Annotated in this window: 16 protein-coding genes and 1 pseudogene; 6 read left to right on the top strand and 11 right to left on the bottom strand. The window is 62.5% G+C overall.

The window, feature by feature from the left end:
* Window positions 1–91 precede the first annotated feature (91 nt).
* Together G9X68_RS22015 and G9X68_RS22010 are read right to left on the bottom strand one after the other, a co-directional pair.
* Window positions 92–652 carry a tetratricopeptide repeat protein gene (locus G9X68_RS22015; RefSeq protein WP_171604222.1) on the bottom strand — a complete coding sequence of 187 codons (561 nt, stop codon included), beginning with the start codon at window positions 650–652 and terminating at the stop codon, window positions 92–94.
* A 159-nt stretch (window positions 653–811) separates the two neighbouring features.
* Window positions 812–1720 (bottom strand): metallophosphoesterase family protein, encoded by a 909-nt coding sequence (locus tag G9X68_RS22010; RefSeq protein ID WP_171604359.1) that lies wholly within the window; start codon window positions 1718–1720, stop codon window positions 812–814.
* 70 nt (window positions 1721–1790) lie between these two features.
* Here G9X68_RS22010 and G9X68_RS22005 point away from each other — a divergent pair, with 70 nt between their 5' ends.
* Window positions 1791–2270, top strand: coding sequence for an NUDIX domain-containing protein (locus tag G9X68_RS22005; RefSeq protein WP_171604221.1), 480 nt, complete (start codon window positions 1791–1793; stop codon window positions 2268–2270).
* A gap of 23 nt (window positions 2271–2293) precedes the next feature.
* On the opposite strand, the gene G9X68_RS22000 is transcribed toward G9X68_RS22005, so the two are convergent.
* Window positions 2294–3304, bottom strand: a complete 1011-nt coding sequence (locus G9X68_RS22000) for a glutathione S-transferase family protein (RefSeq protein WP_171604220.1) — start codon at window positions 3302–3304, stop codon at window positions 2294–2296.
* 194 nt (window positions 3305–3498) lie between these two features.
* On the opposite strand from G9X68_RS22000, the gene G9X68_RS21995 reads away from it, so the two are divergent.
* The gene (locus tag G9X68_RS21995) at window positions 3499–4062 is read left to right on the top strand and encodes a GNAT family N-acetyltransferase (protein ID WP_003541792.1); all 564 of its coding nucleotides are present in this window, start codon (window positions 3499–3501) and stop codon (window positions 4060–4062) included.
* 51 nt (window positions 4063–4113) lie between these two features.
* Here G9X68_RS21995 and G9X68_RS32055 read toward each other — a convergent pair.
* The 5 genes and pseudogenes from G9X68_RS32055 to G9X68_RS21975 all read right to left on the bottom strand — a co-directional run.
* Window positions 4114–4269: pseudogene (locus tag G9X68_RS32055) on the bottom strand (GNAT family N-acetyltransferase); the annotation flags it as partial.
* Window positions 4269–6338: a hypothetical protein gene (locus G9X68_RS21990; protein ID WP_171604219.1), complete on the bottom strand. Its 2070-nt coding sequence runs from the start codon at window positions 6336–6338 to the stop codon at window positions 4269–4271. The pseudogene G9X68_RS32055 and the gene G9X68_RS21990, both read right to left, overlap by 1 nt.
* Before the next feature lies 1 nt (window position 6339).
* On the bottom strand, window positions 6340–9153 hold the full coding sequence (locus G9X68_RS21985) for a DUF4159 domain-containing protein (protein ID WP_171604218.1): 2814 nt from the start codon (window positions 9151–9153) through the stop codon (window positions 6340–6342).
* The gene (locus tag G9X68_RS21980) at window positions 9150–10070 is read right to left on the bottom strand and encodes a DUF58 domain-containing protein (protein ID WP_171604217.1); all 921 of its coding nucleotides are present in this window, start codon (window positions 10068–10070) and stop codon (window positions 9150–9152) included. The genes G9X68_RS21985 and G9X68_RS21980 overlap by 4 nt, the downstream gene beginning before the upstream one ends.
* A gap of 13 nt (window positions 10071–10083) precedes the next feature.
* The gene (locus G9X68_RS21975; protein WP_129419697.1) at window positions 10084–11094 is read right to left on the bottom strand and encodes an AAA family ATPase; all 1011 of its coding nucleotides are present in this window, start codon (window positions 11092–11094) and stop codon (window positions 10084–10086) included.
* Window positions 11095–11252: 158 nt separating this feature from the next.
* Here G9X68_RS21975 and G9X68_RS21970 point away from each other — a divergent pair, with 158 nt between their 5' ends.
* Genes G9X68_RS21970 through G9X68_RS21960 form a run of 3 tightly spaced genes read left to right on the top strand, consistent with a single transcriptional unit; the run spans window position 11253 to window position 13773 of the window.
* Complete coding sequence (locus tag G9X68_RS21970) at window positions 11253–11876, top strand: DUF1285 domain-containing protein (RefSeq protein ID WP_171604216.1); 624 nt, start codon at window positions 11253–11255, stop codon at window positions 11874–11876.
* A complete protein-coding gene (locus G9X68_RS21965; protein WP_171604215.1) occupies window positions 11873–12523 on the top strand; it encodes a CoA pyrophosphatase in 651 nt (216 codons plus the stop codon). Before G9X68_RS21970 ends, G9X68_RS21965 begins: the two co-directional genes overlap by 4 nt.
* A complete protein-coding gene (locus G9X68_RS21960) occupies window positions 12520–13773 on the top strand; it encodes a CCA tRNA nucleotidyltransferase (RefSeq protein ID WP_171604214.1) in 1254 nt (417 codons plus the stop codon). Before G9X68_RS21965 ends, G9X68_RS21960 begins: the two co-directional genes overlap by 4 nt.
* Here the strand turns inward: G9X68_RS21960 and G9X68_RS21955 are convergent, their stop codons facing one another.
* The 3 genes from G9X68_RS21955 to hemF all read right to left on the bottom strand — a co-directional run bounded on the left by G9X68_RS21955 (window position 13774) and on the right by hemF (window position 15358).
* Entirely contained in the window at window positions 13774–13959 is a 186-nt protein-coding gene (locus tag G9X68_RS21955) for a DUF1059 domain-containing protein (RefSeq protein WP_171604213.1), read from the bottom strand.
* A gap of 115 nt (window positions 13960–14074) precedes the next feature.
* Window positions 14075–14344, bottom strand: coding sequence for a hypothetical protein (locus G9X68_RS21950; RefSeq protein WP_171604212.1), 270 nt, complete (start codon window positions 14342–14344; stop codon window positions 14075–14077).
* Window positions 14345–14446: 102 nt separating this feature from the next.
* Window positions 14447–15358, bottom strand: a complete 912-nt coding sequence (gene hemF, locus G9X68_RS21945; RefSeq protein WP_171604211.1) for an oxygen-dependent coproporphyrinogen oxidase — start codon at window positions 15356–15358, stop codon at window positions 14447–14449.
* Between the two features lie 175 nt (window positions 15359–15533).
* Between hemF and G9X68_RS21940 the strand changes: the two genes are divergently transcribed.
* Complete coding sequence (locus tag G9X68_RS21940) at window positions 15534–15794, top strand: hypothetical protein (RefSeq protein WP_003541775.1); 261 nt, start codon at window positions 15534–15536, stop codon at window positions 15792–15794.
* The last annotated feature ends 3 nt before the right edge of the window (window positions 15795–15797 follow it).

The following is a 15797-nucleotide window of genomic DNA, read 5'->3' as shown; positions in this document are numbered from 1 at the left end:
ATGAAACAAGTCTCCTGCACTTCGCAAGCATCCGGTCGTCTTCATCCCTCTTTCCCAAGGGATTTTCGTATTATGGCCTGCAAAGCTTGCGTCAATATGTTTTGTAGCCGTTCAAGCTTTCCAGCAGGGAGCGATAGGCCCAGGTGCCTTCGCCGCCACGATCACGGATTTCGACAAGCTGGACGCGAGCGCCCTGGATGTCTCCCTGTTCGACCAGCGCCATGCCCATATAGGAGCGGGCGAGGATATAATTCTCGTCCGCCTGCAGCGCCTTGCGGTAGTAGGACATGCCGAGTTCCATGCGGCCGGCCTTGCGGTTGGCGTAGCCGAGATAGTTCAGGACGCGCGGGTCGTTCTGGTTGCGAGCGAGATTGAGAACGGTGATGGCGTTGTCATACTGGCCGGCATAGGCAAACTCGCGGGCGAACTGATAGAGATCGTCGTCGTTGAAGCTGCTCTTCTTCGGGTTGACGCATTCCTTCTTGGTCTTGTCCCAGACCTTGCCGCCGGTGCAGGTCTTGGTCGTCTGGGTCTTCGGCGGCGGATTGGTATCATCATTGCTGTCGCCGGCCGCGAAAGCGGCCGTGGCGATGCCGAAGGCAAAGCCGGCGGCGAGCGAAAGTCGGGACAGGTGGCGGAAAGAAAAAGTCATCGGCGCGCTCCGTTCTCAAGCAATGCAGTTGCTCGGATTGTACGCTTACCACTAAAAATACCAAGAGGGTAAGCAACCTCCATGGCAAATGTTGCGACGGTGGCTTGATGTCCTCGCGGATCGATTCAACTGCTGCACAAAAAGAGGCCGGAGATGACGTTAAGGCGCGAAAATATCGGCGCTTTCCGGCATCACCGCGTCGCCGGCCCTGTTGAGGCTGAAGCGCTCGCCGCTGAGCTCCCAAGCGCCGGGAGAGCCGTCGATGGAGAAGAGGTTGTAGGCGGCGGGCGGCTTGATGCTGCCCGGTCCCTGCGAGGCAGAGGCGATGCCGACGACCGGTACTGGCTGCATCTGGCCACGCAGCCAATGCAGCGTGTTCAGGTGCGTATGGCCGTGCAGCACGAGTTCGGCGCCGCCCGTCGAAATCACGGCAGCGAAGCGGCGGATGCCGATCATCCGTTTGTAGAAGGCCGTGGCGCCGCGGATCGGCGGGTGATGGATCATGACGACGCGGAAGAGACCGGCTTCGCCAGCCGCACGCAGTATGTTGACGGTATCGCGGGCCTGTCGCGCGCCGAAAAAGCCAGAGGCGGCGAAGGGCGGAGTGGCGACCGCCGTCGAACAGCCGACAATCGCGACTTTGCCGCGAACGCGCAGGTAAGGAAAGATATGGCGGTCGTCCTGCCATTGCGGCGGAGCGAGATCGCCGCGGACATAATCGTACCAGGCGCGCATCGACTTCTCGTAAGAGCCGGGCACATAGGCATCGTGATTGCCGGGAACGACCGACGTGTCTGCGGGATCACCGAGCTCGCGCAGCCAGGCGGCGGCCGAGCGGATCTCGATGCCGCTCGCCAGATTGACGAGGTCGCCGGTGACGGCCAGGTGATCGGCCTGATGGGCGCGGATGTCGTCGAGCAGCAGATCCAGCGTGCTGCCGAAAAGGTGCTTGCGTCGATTTCGATGCCAGTTCACAAAGCCTGTTATGCGTTTTGAAAACAGCTCCTGAATGGAAAGACTGGGCAACGGCCCGAGGTGGACGTCGGAGATATGCGCGAGCTTGAACATGCTACGAGACATAGACCAGCTTATTGACAAATCAAACACATCCGGCGCGATGAAGAGCTGAAACGGAGCGATGGTGGATAAAGAGAACCGGCCCCTTCACATGAGGCTGGCGTTGCGCCTGCTGCATGTCTATTTCAGCTTCGTCCGCAGCATGACCGTGGGCGTGCGGGCTGCCTGTTTCGATGCAGACGGGCGCATCTTTCTCGTCCGCCACAGCTATATCGGCGGCTGGCACATGCCGGGCGGCGGGCTGGAGCGCAACGAGACGGTCGAGGAAGCGCTCATCAAGGAATTGCGCGAGGAAGGCAACCTCAGGATCATCGGCAAGCCGCAGCTGTTCCAGGTCTATTTCAATACCACGACCACAAAGCGCGACCATGTCGTCTTCTACCGCGCGACCGTCGAGCAGACGGCGCCGCGGCCGCCGGACTGGGAGATATCCGACAGCGGCTTTTTTTCCCTCGACAGCCTGCCCGAGGGCACGACGAAGGCGACGCATCGCCGTCTCGCCGAGCTTCGCGGCGAGCAGGAGCCCGCCCACCGCTGGTGAACCTCAGGCAGCCATTCAAACTGCTACAGAGTCCTTTGCGCGTCTGAAAAGACGCGCGGCGCTGTAGCGCGGCCGTGCGGACTGTCGAGATCGAGTGCTGGGCCGATGGGAACGATGCCGGTCGGATTGATCGTCTTGTGGCTGCGGTAATAGTGCTGCTTGATGTGATTGAGGTTCACCGTCTCGGCAACGCCTGCCGTCTGGTAGAGGTCGCTGAGATAGCCGGGCAGGTTGCGGTAGTCGGCGATGCGGCGGATGTTGCACTTGAAATGGCCGACATAGACGGCGTCGAAGCGCACTAGCGTGGTGAACAGGCGCCAGTCGGCCTCGGTCTGACGGTTGCCGAAGAGGTAGCGGCCCTTGCCGAGGCGTTCGTCGAGCATGTCGAGTGTTTCGAACAGTGTGTCGACGTTTTCGGCATAGGCCTCCTGGGTGGTGGCAAAGCCCGCCTTGTAGACGCCGTTATTGACGGTGTCGTAGACGGTGGCGTTCAGCGCATCGATTTCGGAGCGAAGGTCCTCGGGATAGAAATCGGCTGTCGAGCCGGTCAGCCCGTCGAAGGCACCGTTGAACATGCGGATGATCTCGGCGGATTCGTTGTTGACGATCGTGCCGGTCTTCTTGTCCCAGAGCACGGGAACGGTGACACGGCCGGAATAGTGCGGATCGGCTTTGACGTAGATCTGCCAAAGCGCGGACGCGGCGAAGAGGTGGTCGCCGGTGGCGCCGTCGCCGACCTTGAACTCCCAGCCGTTCTCGAGCATCAGCGGATCGACGACGGAAACCGAGATCAGCTCTTCGAGCTTCTTCAGCTTGCGGAAGATCAGCGTGCGGTGCGCCCAGGGGCAGGCGAGCGAGACATAGAGATGGTAACGCCCGGACTCGGCCTTGAAGCCGCCGCTGCCGGAAGGGCCGGCCTCACCGTCCGATGTCACCCAGTTGCGGAACTGTGAGGGCTGCCGCTTGAAATGGCCCTTACTCTCCTTCGTGTCGTACCAGGCGTCATGCCAGACGCCGTCCACCAGCATTCCCATGGTGTTCATTTCCTTGATTGCGTGTTGAAACGGAAGATATCGCAGATGGCAGGGCTTTACAGGCGGCAAAGATTGAACAGTGCGTCACGTCGCGCATTTTGCGTTGGACGTTGGAAATTTTTCCTGCTATCGGCCTTTTCACGATTTTCGGACCCCTGCTTGATGTTCATTTCCAGAAACCCGCGACGACGCTGATGCTCCCGAACGCCCAAGGCGTGTTCGAGACCCATCAATCTGTCCATCCGGTTTCTGTCATCATGTACAAGCACGATCTCGTCTACCTCACCGAAGACGCGTCTCATGACGCCGCCATCGAACACATCAACGAAGAAGCCTTCGGTCCCGGCCGCTTCACGCGCGCTGCCGCGCGCATCCGTGAGCAGGGACCGCATGATCTGTCGCTCTCCTTCATCTGCACCGATAATGGTGAGACGATCGCCTCCGTGCGCATGACGCCGGTGCTGGCCGGCACGGTGAAGGGACATCTGCTCGGCCCGCTCGCCGTCCGCCCCTCCCACAAGAACAAAGGCATCGGCCGGGAACTGGTGCGGATTGCCGTGGAGGCGGCAAGACGCAAGGGCTCGGAAGCCGTCATCCTCGTCGGCGATCCACCCTATTACGGCCCGCTCGGCTTCGAGAAGGTGGCCTACAACGCGCTGTCTTTTCCAGGCCCGGTCGATCCCGGTCGTGTGCTCGTCGTTCCGATCGCCGAGGGCGTGCACGCGCGGCTGAAGGGCACGATCGCCTGGCGCGAATGATCTTGCACAGCCCGCTAGAGACTTTTCCGGAGGAAGCTGTGCGTACGGCCGGGTCACCTTGCCGTCGGTATCGCGGATGAGGACGGCGAGCGGGCGGCGATCCAAGGGCCGACATCGCTGGTGTTGAAGGCCCGACAGCGCATCGGTGATCACCGCCAATTCCTCCGGCGAGGGCGACGAGGTGAGCTCGAAATTCCGGCATGAGATCAGCGCCCTTCGCGCCACCACATGGCGCCGAAGGCGAGCAGCAGGATGCCGACGCCGGCGAAACCGGCAAAGAGCGGCAGCGTGTTGATGCCCTTCAAGACCGTCTCGTTGGTCATGCGGATCATCATGCGATCGTTGTCGGAGACGCGGACCTGGCCGCGCACCGGCAGGATCGGCGGCACGGAGATCGCGCCATTTGCGTTGGAGACGCGGGCGACGAGACCCTTGCTTCTGTCGGCGACCGGCTGCAGTACATCGGTCGTCGAGATCATCGCCTTGAATTCCGGTGCGTCGACAGCGCCGATATGGACAAGCGTCGACAGCCGGCCGTTGCGGATTTCGAAGAGGCCGATTTCGTCCATCCTCTTCTCGGCCTTGTAAAGTCCCGGTTCGGACTGGGTGAGCGGCAGGGTTTCGGTCTTGCCGGAAGGATAACGCACGGTGGCATTGCCGGGATTGTCGCCGATCGTCTGGCGGGTGACTTCAAGGGTCCGGCCGGAGGCGCGCGCCGTCAGCGCTTCTTCCTCGAGCGCCGGCTCCTTCATCAGCCAATGGGCGATACGGCGATAGAGCGAAACGTTCGGACCGCCGCCTTCGAAGCCGCGCGCCCAGAGCCAGCCCTGATCGGAAAGCAGCATGGCGACGCGGCCCTGGCCGGCTCGGTTCAGCACCAGTAGCGGATGGTTGTCGGCGCCGAGCATGATCGTCTCGCCCTGCGGCCGGTCGACATCGACGCTGCGGAACCAGCGGCCCCAATGCGGCGGATCCTCGCCCGAACCGTCCAGACCGCGCGTGACGGGATGTTTGCGGCCTTCCTCGGAGAGGCGGGGATAGAAGGCCTTTTCGATCATCTCTCCGGTGGGCGTTGCGGGCAGAACCGAGGAAAGCGGCGTCAGTGCAATGGAATCGGGGCCGGCGTGTTCGGGACCGGCGGCGATCAGCAGCGCGCCGCCATTGTCGACATATTGCGCGATGTAATCGTAATAGAGCAGCGGCAGCACGCCGCGGTGCTGGTAGCGATCGAAGATGATCAGGTCGAAATCCTTGATCTTGTCGACGAAGAGCTCGCGCGTCGGAAAGGCGATCAGCGACAGCTCGTTGATCGGCGTGCCGTCCTGCTTTTCCGGCGGACGCAGGATGGTGAAGTGGACGAGATCGACCGAGGCATCGGATTTCAGCAGGTTGCGCCAGGCGCGCTCGCCGGCATGCGGCTCGCCGGAGACGAGCAGGACGCGGAGATTCTGGCGGATGCCGTCGATGACGTGGACAGCGCGGTTGTTGGCAGTGGTGACTTCGCCGGGAAGTGCTGCGACCGAGAATTCGAGCACATTGCTGCCGCCACCCGGCACCTTGAAGGAGAAGGGCGTATCCTGCCCGGGTGTCGCCTGCAGGGTGGCGATCTCGTCACCATTCAGCTTTACCGTGACATCGGCTGTGCCGCCGGGGCTCGGGCCGTCGTCGAAGACGCGCAAGATCACCTGCTGCTCTTCGTTGACGATGCCGAAACGCGGTCCCTTGATGACTTCGATGCGGCGATCGAATTCGTTGGCCTTGCCGGTTACGAGGCCATGGATCGGCGCGTCGAAACCGAGCGCCTGATTGGCGCCCGGAACATCATGGACTTCACCGTCGGTCAGCATGATGGCGCCACCGATACGGGCGGGCGGGACATCGGCAATGTTGGCCGACAGCGCGTCGAACAGGCGCGTGGACGGCACGTCGGAATTGACGTCGCCTTCGACATCAACGAAGCGGGGTTCAATCTGGGGGAAGCGGGCAAGCTGTCCCTTCAAGGCCGCAAGCGCATCGTCGGTCATCTTGACGCGATCGGGCGTCTGCTGGCTCTGGCTTCGATCGACAAGAACGGGAACGATCGTCGACAACTGATCCCGATCTTCCTGCAGCAGCACAGGATTGGCAAGCGCGGTCAGCATGGCGAGTGCTGCCAGCGTTCTGATCCAGGCGCCTCGAATGCCGCGCCAGATGGCGAAGGCGGCGATGATCGTGCTGACGACAGCCAATGCAGCCAGAACCGACCAGGGCAGGAAGGGCGAAAAGTCGAATGTCATCTCATTGTCCTAACCGTTCGAGGAGGTCGGGAACATGGACCTGGTCGGTCTTGTAGTTGCCGGTCAGCATGTACATCATGATGTTGACGCCGGAACGGTAGGCATATTCGCGCTGCGTTTCATCCGACGGTACGGTCGGCAGTATCGGTACGCCGTTTTCGTCGATCGCCCAGGCGCCGGCGAAATCATTGCCGGTGATCAGGATCGGCGAAACGCCGTCGGCCGTCGCCGCCGATTTTTCGCTCGGCCCCTGACCGCCTTGCCGGGCCTCGATCCAGAGAGGGCTGCCGGCATAACGACCGGGAAAGCTCGACAGGAGATAGAAGGATTTCGTCAGCACGTGATCTGATGGTACCGGCTCGAGCGGCGGAATGTCGAGATTGGCGAGGATTGCCTGCAGCCTCTCACCGTTGGCGCTGACATTGCCGCCATTGTCCAATGCGCTGATCTGATCGCGCGTATCGAAAAGCACGGTGCCGCCATTGCGCATATAGGCATCGATACGGCTGATCGCCGCCGTCGACGGCATCGGCGCCGTTGCCGAAACCGGCCAGTAGATGATCGGATAGAAGGAGAGCTCGTCTTTGGTGAGGTCGATGCCGACGGGCGGCGCCGGCTCCAGCGTCGTGCGAAAAGTCAGGAACTGGGTCAGTCCCTCGAGGCCGCGCTCGGATATATTGTCCACGTCCTGTTCGCCGGTGACGACATAGGCGAGGTGCGTGTTATCAAGTCTCTGCAGGATGAGGTCGTCGCCGGGCTGGGAGTCGTCGGCGTGAAGCGTGCCGGGTTGGATGAGAAAGCCGGCGCCGACGGCGACCGCGATCATCGCGGCGGTGCGGACAGCCGGGCGCAATCGCGAGAATGCGCCATTCATGAAGAGGACGATCAGGCTATCGGCCAAGAGCAGCAGAAAGGCTGCGAGAAAGAGTGCGGGTTTTGCCGACCAGCTTTCGCCGCCGATCAGGCCTTCGCGCACGGCATTGGTTCCTGTTGTGTCGAGCGGTTTCAGTTCGGCGTTCTCGGGCAGCACGTTCAGGGAGGTGAAACCATCCTCCGAACCGTAGAGCCCGGGTGGGTTGTCGAAATTCGCCGTCGGTTCGACTCCGGCCTGTGGAATGAGCGGCCGCGCCGATCCCGTCTCGGAGACGAGCGTGCCCTTGGCCGTCAGCATGCGGAATGGCGGCAGGGTTTCGGAGACACGCGCATTGCCGCGCGCCTCCGGTGTCACGCCGCCCGAGCGCGATATCTGCAGGAGGTGACGCAGCATGTCGACGAAAGTGCCTGAGATCGGCAGATCGGACCAGGTCGCTTCCGCGGTGACGTGAAACAGGACGATCTGGCCGGAGGCGATCTGCTTCATCGTGACGAGCGGCGTGCCGTCAGCCAGGCTTGCCCAGGTGCGTTCGGCAAGATCGGGTGTCGGTTCGGCAAGCACTTGCCGCTTGACGACGACATCGACGGGACGCGCTATGCCGGCGAAAGGCCCGATACTCGGAAATTCGGCCAGCGACTGCGGCTCGCTCCAGGACAAGGTGCCACCCAGCGCCCGTTCTCCCTGACGCAGGATGACAGGGATCAGCGGATCGTCCGCAGGGGCTGCCGCCATGCGCGGGCCGGCAAAACGCAGGAGCATGCCGCCATTCGATATCCAGCGCGTCAAAGGCTCGTAGGTCTCCTCCGGCAGCCGGCCGATATCGGCCATGATGATGATGGAGGGATTGCTGGCGAGAAGTTTTGGTATTGCGACCGAAAGGTCGGAATCTGCAGGCTGGATCAGATCCGCATAGGGTTGCAGCGCCCGCTGGATATAATAGAGCGGCGAGAGCAGCGGCTGGAACTCGTCGCCTCCTTCACCTGACAGCAGGACGACGCGGCGGCGCTTGAATGCGTCGTCGAGAAGGTGGACGGCGCCTGCCGTCGCGCCATTGTCGACGCTGACGCGCGCGAAATCGTTGCGCATCTCGAAGGGGGCGGTGATCGAACTCGTCGCGACGCTCTGGCCGGGGCGGAAATCCGCCCTGCCATTGGCGATCGAGCGGCCCTGGGTATCGACGGCGTTCAGCGCTACCGATGCGGCCTGCGAACTGTTGAGCCGCGTGACCTTGACGGTCATGGCATCAGCCGCATTGTTGGCCGTGGTGATAGCGACTGTCCGCGCGGCATCGCCCTCGATCAGACGCAGATCGGCGGGTTGGAGTTCGGCGAGCCTGCGCACCGTCGCGTCGTCGGGCTTGGCGGCGGCGCCGTCGGTCAGGAAGGCGAGGGTACCGGGCTTGATGCCGTTCAGCGCGGCGCGCAGCGCCTGGAAGGCGCGTTCGCGGTCCGGTACCAGCGGTCGCGGCTCGGCGGCGCGCAGCTTGTCGCGGGCGCTCGCGGCTGTGCCGGGCACGGCGTCGTTGGTCGGATCGGCGGTGAAGGCGATCGACACTGGCGTGCCGGCGGATTCGGCATCGTCTATCAATGCGTCGGCGGTCTGGATGCGGCGCTCCCAGTCGGGTGCCGCTGCCCAGCTGTTGTCGACGAAAAGGACGAGCGGGCCACCTGATGCTAGCGAACTGGTGCGTGGATTGAAAACCGGATCGGCGATCGCAAGGATGATGGCGGCAGCGAGCAGCATGCGCAGCAGCGTCAGCCACCACGGGCTTTGCGCCGGCGTCTCCTCGCGCTTCAGCACGGAGGCTAGAATTTTCAGCGGCGGAAAGACTTCGGTCTTCGGACGTGGCGGCGTCAGCCGCAGCAGCCACCAGATGACGGGCAAGGCAAGGAGCGCGCCGAGAATGGCGGGATAGGCGAAAGCGAAGGGAAGGGCGTTCATAGCTGCCCTCCATGCGTTGCCTTGGCCGGCATGCCGGACAGATACATGTGGACCGCGACCAGCGCCTCCGACGCAAGATGATCGGTGCGGTGGCTCGCGAAAGTCCAGCCGAGATGGCGCAACGACTGGCCGAGGCTCTCCCTGCGGGCGAGGTAGGCGTTGCGATAGGCCTCGCGGATATGTTCGGCGCGGCCGGAGATAAGTTTGGCGCCGCTCTCCGGATCAGTGAATTCGGTGCGGCCGTTATAGGGGAATATCTCTTCGGCGGGATCTGAAATCTCGACCACGTGGCCGCGCAAGCCGCGGCGGGCAAGCGGGCCGAGCCGTTCCATGATTGCCGGCGCATCGTCGAGGAAATCGCCGATAAGGACGAGGTCGCTCCAGCCGCGGATCATCGACGTTTCCGGCAGGCCGCCGGTCAGCGGCGTGTGCATGAGCGCGGCTGCGAGGCGTTCGGAGGCGTTGCGGGCGGAGGCGGGCTCCATGATGCCGGGACAACCGATGCGCTCGCCGGAGCGGGCGAGGATTTCGGCAAGCGCCAGCATGATGACCAGCGCGCGGCTTTCCTTGGAGACGCTGCCATAGCTCGACTTGTACATCATCGAGGGCGACATGTCGCACCAGAGCCAGATCGTGTGCGCTGCCTCCCATTCGCGCTCGCGCACATAGGTATGATCGTCGCGGGCGGAGCGGCGCCAATCGATGCGCGACAGGCTCTCTCCCTCGGCATAGGGACGGAACTGCCAGAAATTCTCGCCGATGCCACGCTTGCGACGGCCATGCCAGCCGGCAATCACCGTGTTGGCGATGCGCTTGGCTTCCACCAGGCAGTCCGGCACCAGGGCGGCCCGCTGCCTGGCGCGGGAAAGGGCATCGCTGCCGGGTGTCGGATTGACGATCTGTCCGATAGATGCCACGCGTCCGGCTTCCTTATCCCTTTGCCTGCTTGACCAGTCCGGCGATGACATCGCGCACCGACATGCCTTCGGCGCGAGCGGCGAAAGTCAGCGCCATGCGGTGCTGGAGAATGGGTTCGGCGAGCGCGAAGATATCGTCCAGAGACGGTGCGAGACGGCCTTCGTAGAGCGCGCGGGCACGCGCGCAGAGCATCATCGCCTGGCCGGCGCGCGGGCCTGGACCCCAGGCGACGTTCTTGTCGGTCGAGGCATTGCCCTGTCCTGGGCGGGCGGAACGCACCAGCGCCAGGATGGCATCAACGACCGTATCGCTCACCGGCATCTGGCGCACCAGAGTCTGGATCTCGATCAGCCGCTGGGCATCGATGATGGCTTCCGGCCGGGTTTCGCCCAGGCCCGTCGTCTCGAGCAGGATCTGGCGCTCAGCGGCGAGTTCGGGGTAGTGGACGTCGACCTGCAGCAGGAAGCGGTCGAGCTGGGCTTCGGGCAGAGGATAGGTGCCTTCCTGCTCGAGCGGGTTCTGGGTGGCGAGCACATGGAAAGGCGCCGGCAGGTCATAGCGCTGGCCGGCGATCGTGATGTGATATTCCTGCATGGATTGCAGAAGGGCCGACTGGGTACGCGGCGAGGCGCGGTTGATCTCGTCGGCCATCAGGAGTTGGGCAAAGACAGGGCCCTTGACGAAACGGAAGGAGCGGCGTCCACTGTCGTCCTGGTCCATCACCTCGGAGCCGAGAATATCAGAGGGCATCAGATCCGGCGTGAACTGGATGCGGTTGGCGGCAAGGCCGAGCACCTCGCCGAGCGTCGTCACCAGTCTGGTCTTGGCGAGGCCGGGAACGCCAACGAGCAAGGCATGACCACCTGACAGCACAGCGAGAATGGTGTTCTCGACGACGCTTTCCTGACCGAAGATCACTTTCGAGACTTCCCCGCGGATGGCGGCGATATCGGAGAGCGCCTTTTCGGCGGCGGCGACGATCGCCTTTTCATCGAGGCTGGCTTCGGTCTTCATCATACCCATGCGTATCTCCAACGGCTGAAATCATTCGGCAGCGAATCGGCGGACTTATACATGTGCCTCATACCCGATAGAGTTATGGAGATGTGACGGGCTGACAAGTTCGTTGCGAATGACTATCTCGTGACTTTACTTCGTTAAGGACAAACCGGGACGGAAGAATGGCAGCCGAGGAAATCAGCGGACAGGCGGATGCGGCGGGACTTGCCGCACTGATTTCGCGCGCGTCTCAGGAAAATGCCGGTAAAAAACGAGGATTACCGCCGGTCGAGCGATGGAATCCGCCTTTCTGCGGCGATATCGACATGGAAATCCGGGCCGACGGCACCTGGTTCTACATGGGCACGCCGATCGGCCGACCGGCGCTGGTGCGGCTGTTCTCGACGGTTTTAAGAAAAGACGACGACCAGAAGACCTATCTCGTAACTCCTGTGGAAAAAGTCGGGATAAGGGTCATCGATGCTCCTTTCATCGCCGTGGAGATGAGCGTGACGGAGGGGCAGGACCAACAGGTGCTGACCTTCCGCACCAATGTCGGCGATGTCGTGGAGGCGGGAGGAGAGCATCGGCTGCGCTTTGCCATTGCGGGCGAGAATGCCGAACTGAAACCCTATCTGCATGTGCGCGGGCGGTTGGAGGCGTTGGTGTCGCGTGCAGTGATGTATGAACTGGTGGCGCTCGGCGAGACGCTCGAGGTCGAGGGACAGGCGATGTTCGCCGTCCGCTCCGCCGGAGAGGTCTTTGCGATGATGCCGGCCGATGAACTGGATGCACTTTGCCGATGAATGATGCGATCACCCACCGCTACCCGCTGTTTTCCGCAGCCGAATTCCGCCGCCGTGCGCTCAACCAGAATGGTGGGCCGGTCGATCATGCCTGGCGCGATCACGGGGACCACATCCTCAACCCCGATATCGTCGCCGAAGTCGAGACCTTCAAGCTGCGCGACGCCGCCGTGCTCGTGCCCGTCGTCGACGACGGCGAGGAGGCGCATGTGATCTTCACCAAGCGAACGACGACGCTGCGCAAACATTCCGGGCAGATCGCCTTTCCCGGCGGCTCGATCGATCCCGCCGATATCTCGCCCGAAATGGCGGCGATCCGTGAGACGGAGGAGGAGATCGGCCTGGCCGGTTCCTTCGTCGAAACCGTCGGGCGGCTGCCGAATTATCTTGCCTCGACGGGCTTTCGCATTACGCCGGTGCTCGGCGTCGTCTCCCCGGGTTTTGCGCTGACGCTGAACCCGACCGAAGTGGACGACGTGTTCGATGTGCCGCTTTCCTTCCTGATGGATCCTGCCAATCACACCCGCGACAGACGTGTCATCGACGGCATCGACCGGCATTTCTACCGCGTGCCTTATGAAACCAGAATGATCTGGGGCATCACTGCCGGCATCGTCCGCACGCTTTATGAAAGGCTTTATGCATGACCGGCATCGCCGACCAAGCATGGTTCCGCGACCCGGCGCTTGGCCGGATCTTAGCGCTTCTCAACGCCGATGGCGGGGAAGCTCGGGTGGTCGGCGGTGCGGTGCGCAACAGCCTGATGGGCCTGCCGGTCAATGATGTCGACATCGCCACGACACTCACACCGGAGGCGGTGATGGAGCGGGCGGCGGCGGCTGGCATCAAGGCAGTCCCAACCGGCCTCGAGCACGGCACTGTGACGCTCGTCATCGACGGCAAGCCCTTCGAGGTGACGACCCTTCGCACCGACGTCGAGACCGACGGGCGCCATGCCAAGGTTGCCTTCAGCACCGACTGGAAGGCAGATGCCGAACGGCGGGATCTGACGATCAACGCGCTTTATGCCGATGCGGGGGGCGAGGTGGTGGATCTTGTCGGCGGACTTGCTGATATCGAGACGCGCACCATCCGCTTCATCGGCGATGCCGCAAGGCGTATTGCCGAGGATCATCTGCGCATCCTGCGCTTCTTCCGCTTCTTTGCCTATTACGGTTCCGGGCGGCCGGATGCCGAGGGGCTGAAGGCATGTTCCCTCGCGCGTTCGAAACTGACGACACTTTCGGCAGAACGCGTCTGGTCTGAACTGCGAAAGCTGCTTGGTGCCGACGATCCCGGCCGCGCTCTGCTGTGGATGCGGCAGGTGGCCGTGCTGACGGAAATCCTGCCGGAAACCGAACGATGGGGGATCGATGCGATCCCCTCGCTGATCGCCACCGAAAAGGCGCTCGGCTGGACGCCCGATCCGCTGCTGCGTCTTGCGGCGATCGTGCCGCCCGATGCGGCGCGTATGGAGGCGCTTGCCGCCCGGCTCAAGCTCTCGAATGCGGAAGCGGCCACTCTCAAGGCCTGGACCATGGCAGCGCCTGTTAATGACGACATGTCACCGGCGGCCTTCGAACGGCTGCTTTACCGCAACGGCGCCGACGGCATCATGACACGGCTGAAGCTGGCGCTTGCTGTTGCACGCGGCAAGGCTGAAGGCGATTTCGACGAAATGGCGCGGTCGGCGCGGCTCATCAAGCTGCTGGACAGGGCAGTGCAATGGCAGAAGCCTCGGTTTCCGCTGAATGGCGGCGACGTGATTTCGGCAGGAGTGGCGTCCGGCCCGCGCGTCGGCGAGCTGCTCGCCGGCCTGGAAGACCAATGGGTGGAGGAAAATTTCGTTTCCGACCGGGCGGCGCTGCTCGCCCGGCTGCAGGAACGCGTGCAATAATCAGGCGGCGGTCGCTTCGTCGCGAATGCGAGCCTTGATATTATCCACCATGTTCTCGCGGATTATGGTCTCGCCGTGAGCATTTTTCAGGTGCTCGACGGCACGGCGGACCACCTCGGCGTCGCTATCTGCCCGTGTATGCCAGGCGCAGCCCGGAACGAGAGTGCCGCATTCGAAAAGTCGCATGGTCTTCTCCTCTGTTCGAAACACAACGACGATCGCGATCTTACGCGATTTATGAATGTGCGGGGGGAGGGAAGGTTCCGGCCGGCAATCGACATGCCGGCCAGTAAAGGCCGTGTCAGTCGGGCATCGCCCAGGCTTTGTAGGTATCCAAGAGGTGGCCGGGCATGTTGCTGTTGGCGGCCGCGGCTTCGTTCTGCAGCTGTTCCGGCGATTTCCCGCCGGCCAGTTGCAGCTTGACCTGCTCGATGAAGCAGGACAGCGGCAGATCCGAGCCGCTCTTGGCCCGCAGTTTCTCCGCGATGCGCGTCAGAAACTCGGACGTGTCGATCGTGCGGGATGTTTCCTGGACATCCGTGGACGTAGGCAAGCCACTTTGTATCGTCATGACAATCCTCCTCCGATTGTTACGCACAGACATATAAAGTTAGGACGCGCTGAATTTTCGTGAAGGTCTACAACTCGAATTTATCGATGAGATATCACAGTCTCATGGCCAACGTACGACGGGGGGCAACGATGAGAGAATGGATTCAACGTTGCCGCCGGTTTTCAGGCCGAAGATCGTGCCACGATCATACAGCAGATTGAATTCGACGTAGCGGCCACGGCGGATCAATTGTTCGTCGCGATCGGCCTCTGTCCACAACTTGTTGAAGTTGGAGCGGACGATTTTCGGATAGACCATGGCGAAGGCTCGGCCGACATCGCGGGTGAAGGCGAAATCGGCGTCCCAGCCGCCGGCTTCCTCGCTTGAATGCAGCCAGTCGTAGAAGATGCCGCCGATGCCGCGGGCTTCGTTGCGGTGTTTCAGGAAGAAATATTCGTCGCACCAGGCCTTATAGGCATCGTAATCGGCGACGGAATGATTGCGGCAGGCGATATCCATGGCCTTGTGAAAGAGCTGGCTATCCTCGTCCTCCTGCGTGCGGCGGCGCGACAGCACCGGCGTCAGGTCGGCGCCGCCGCCGAACCAGCGGCTGGTGGTGACGACCATGCGGGTGTTCATATGCACGGCCGGAACGTTGGGGTTGACGGGATGGGCGATCAACGAGATGCCCGAGGCCCAGAAACGCGGATCGTCCTTGGCGCCGGGTATCTGGGCGCGGAAATCCGGGGCGAATTCGCCGTAGACGGTGGAGGTATGGACGCCGACTTTTTCGAAGACACGACCTTCCATCATCGACATCCGGCCACCGCCGCCGGCACCGTTTTCGCGTGACCAGTCCTTGGCGGCGAAGCGGCCGGGCTCCTGGTCGGAGAGCGGCCCTTCCAACTCGTCCTCGAGGGCCTCGAAGGAAGCGCAGATCGTATCGCGCAATCCCTCGAACCAATTGCGGGCGGCAGCCTTCTTGTCTTCGATATCGTCAGGCAAGCCGATCGGCAGTTCCGGTCTTTCCATTTACGCCTCCGACGGTCGACATCTCTTTGGGAGGCGACTCGCTCATTCTTCATTGCACGCCATGATTAGCAGTTGGTGCCGCATCTCGCCAAGCCGAGGCAAGCACCCGGCGCTTCCAAGATTCGACTCGCAAATCGAGAATTTCGATATTACCTTTTTCCGAGGAGGTAGTTTGATGAAAAAAGTTCCAGGGCCTCCGTCCTTCGACGGCCTGAAGCGCAGGATAGCGAGACATCGGGCGGAAAATCCCCCGAGCAAGAAAGACCATTTCGTGCGTGAGACATATTGCCTCGGCCTCATGGACGCACGCGCCAAGGCGCGCGAATGGTTCGACGAATATCCGAAAGCCGCTTACTGGACCGAGGTGGAAAGCTGGCGCCAGCTCGACGGCGACCAGATCGAATTCACCATGCGCCGACTGCCTTCGGCAGACTGACCG

This window comes from Rhizobium changzhiense (genome assembly GCF_013087625.1).
In the GTDB taxonomy this organism is placed as follows: Bacteria; Pseudomonadota; Alphaproteobacteria; order Rhizobiales; family Rhizobiaceae; genus Rhizobium; species Rhizobium sophorae.
Note: the sequence above shows the minus strand (reverse complement) of the source record. Positions and strands in the feature narration are given on the sequence as shown.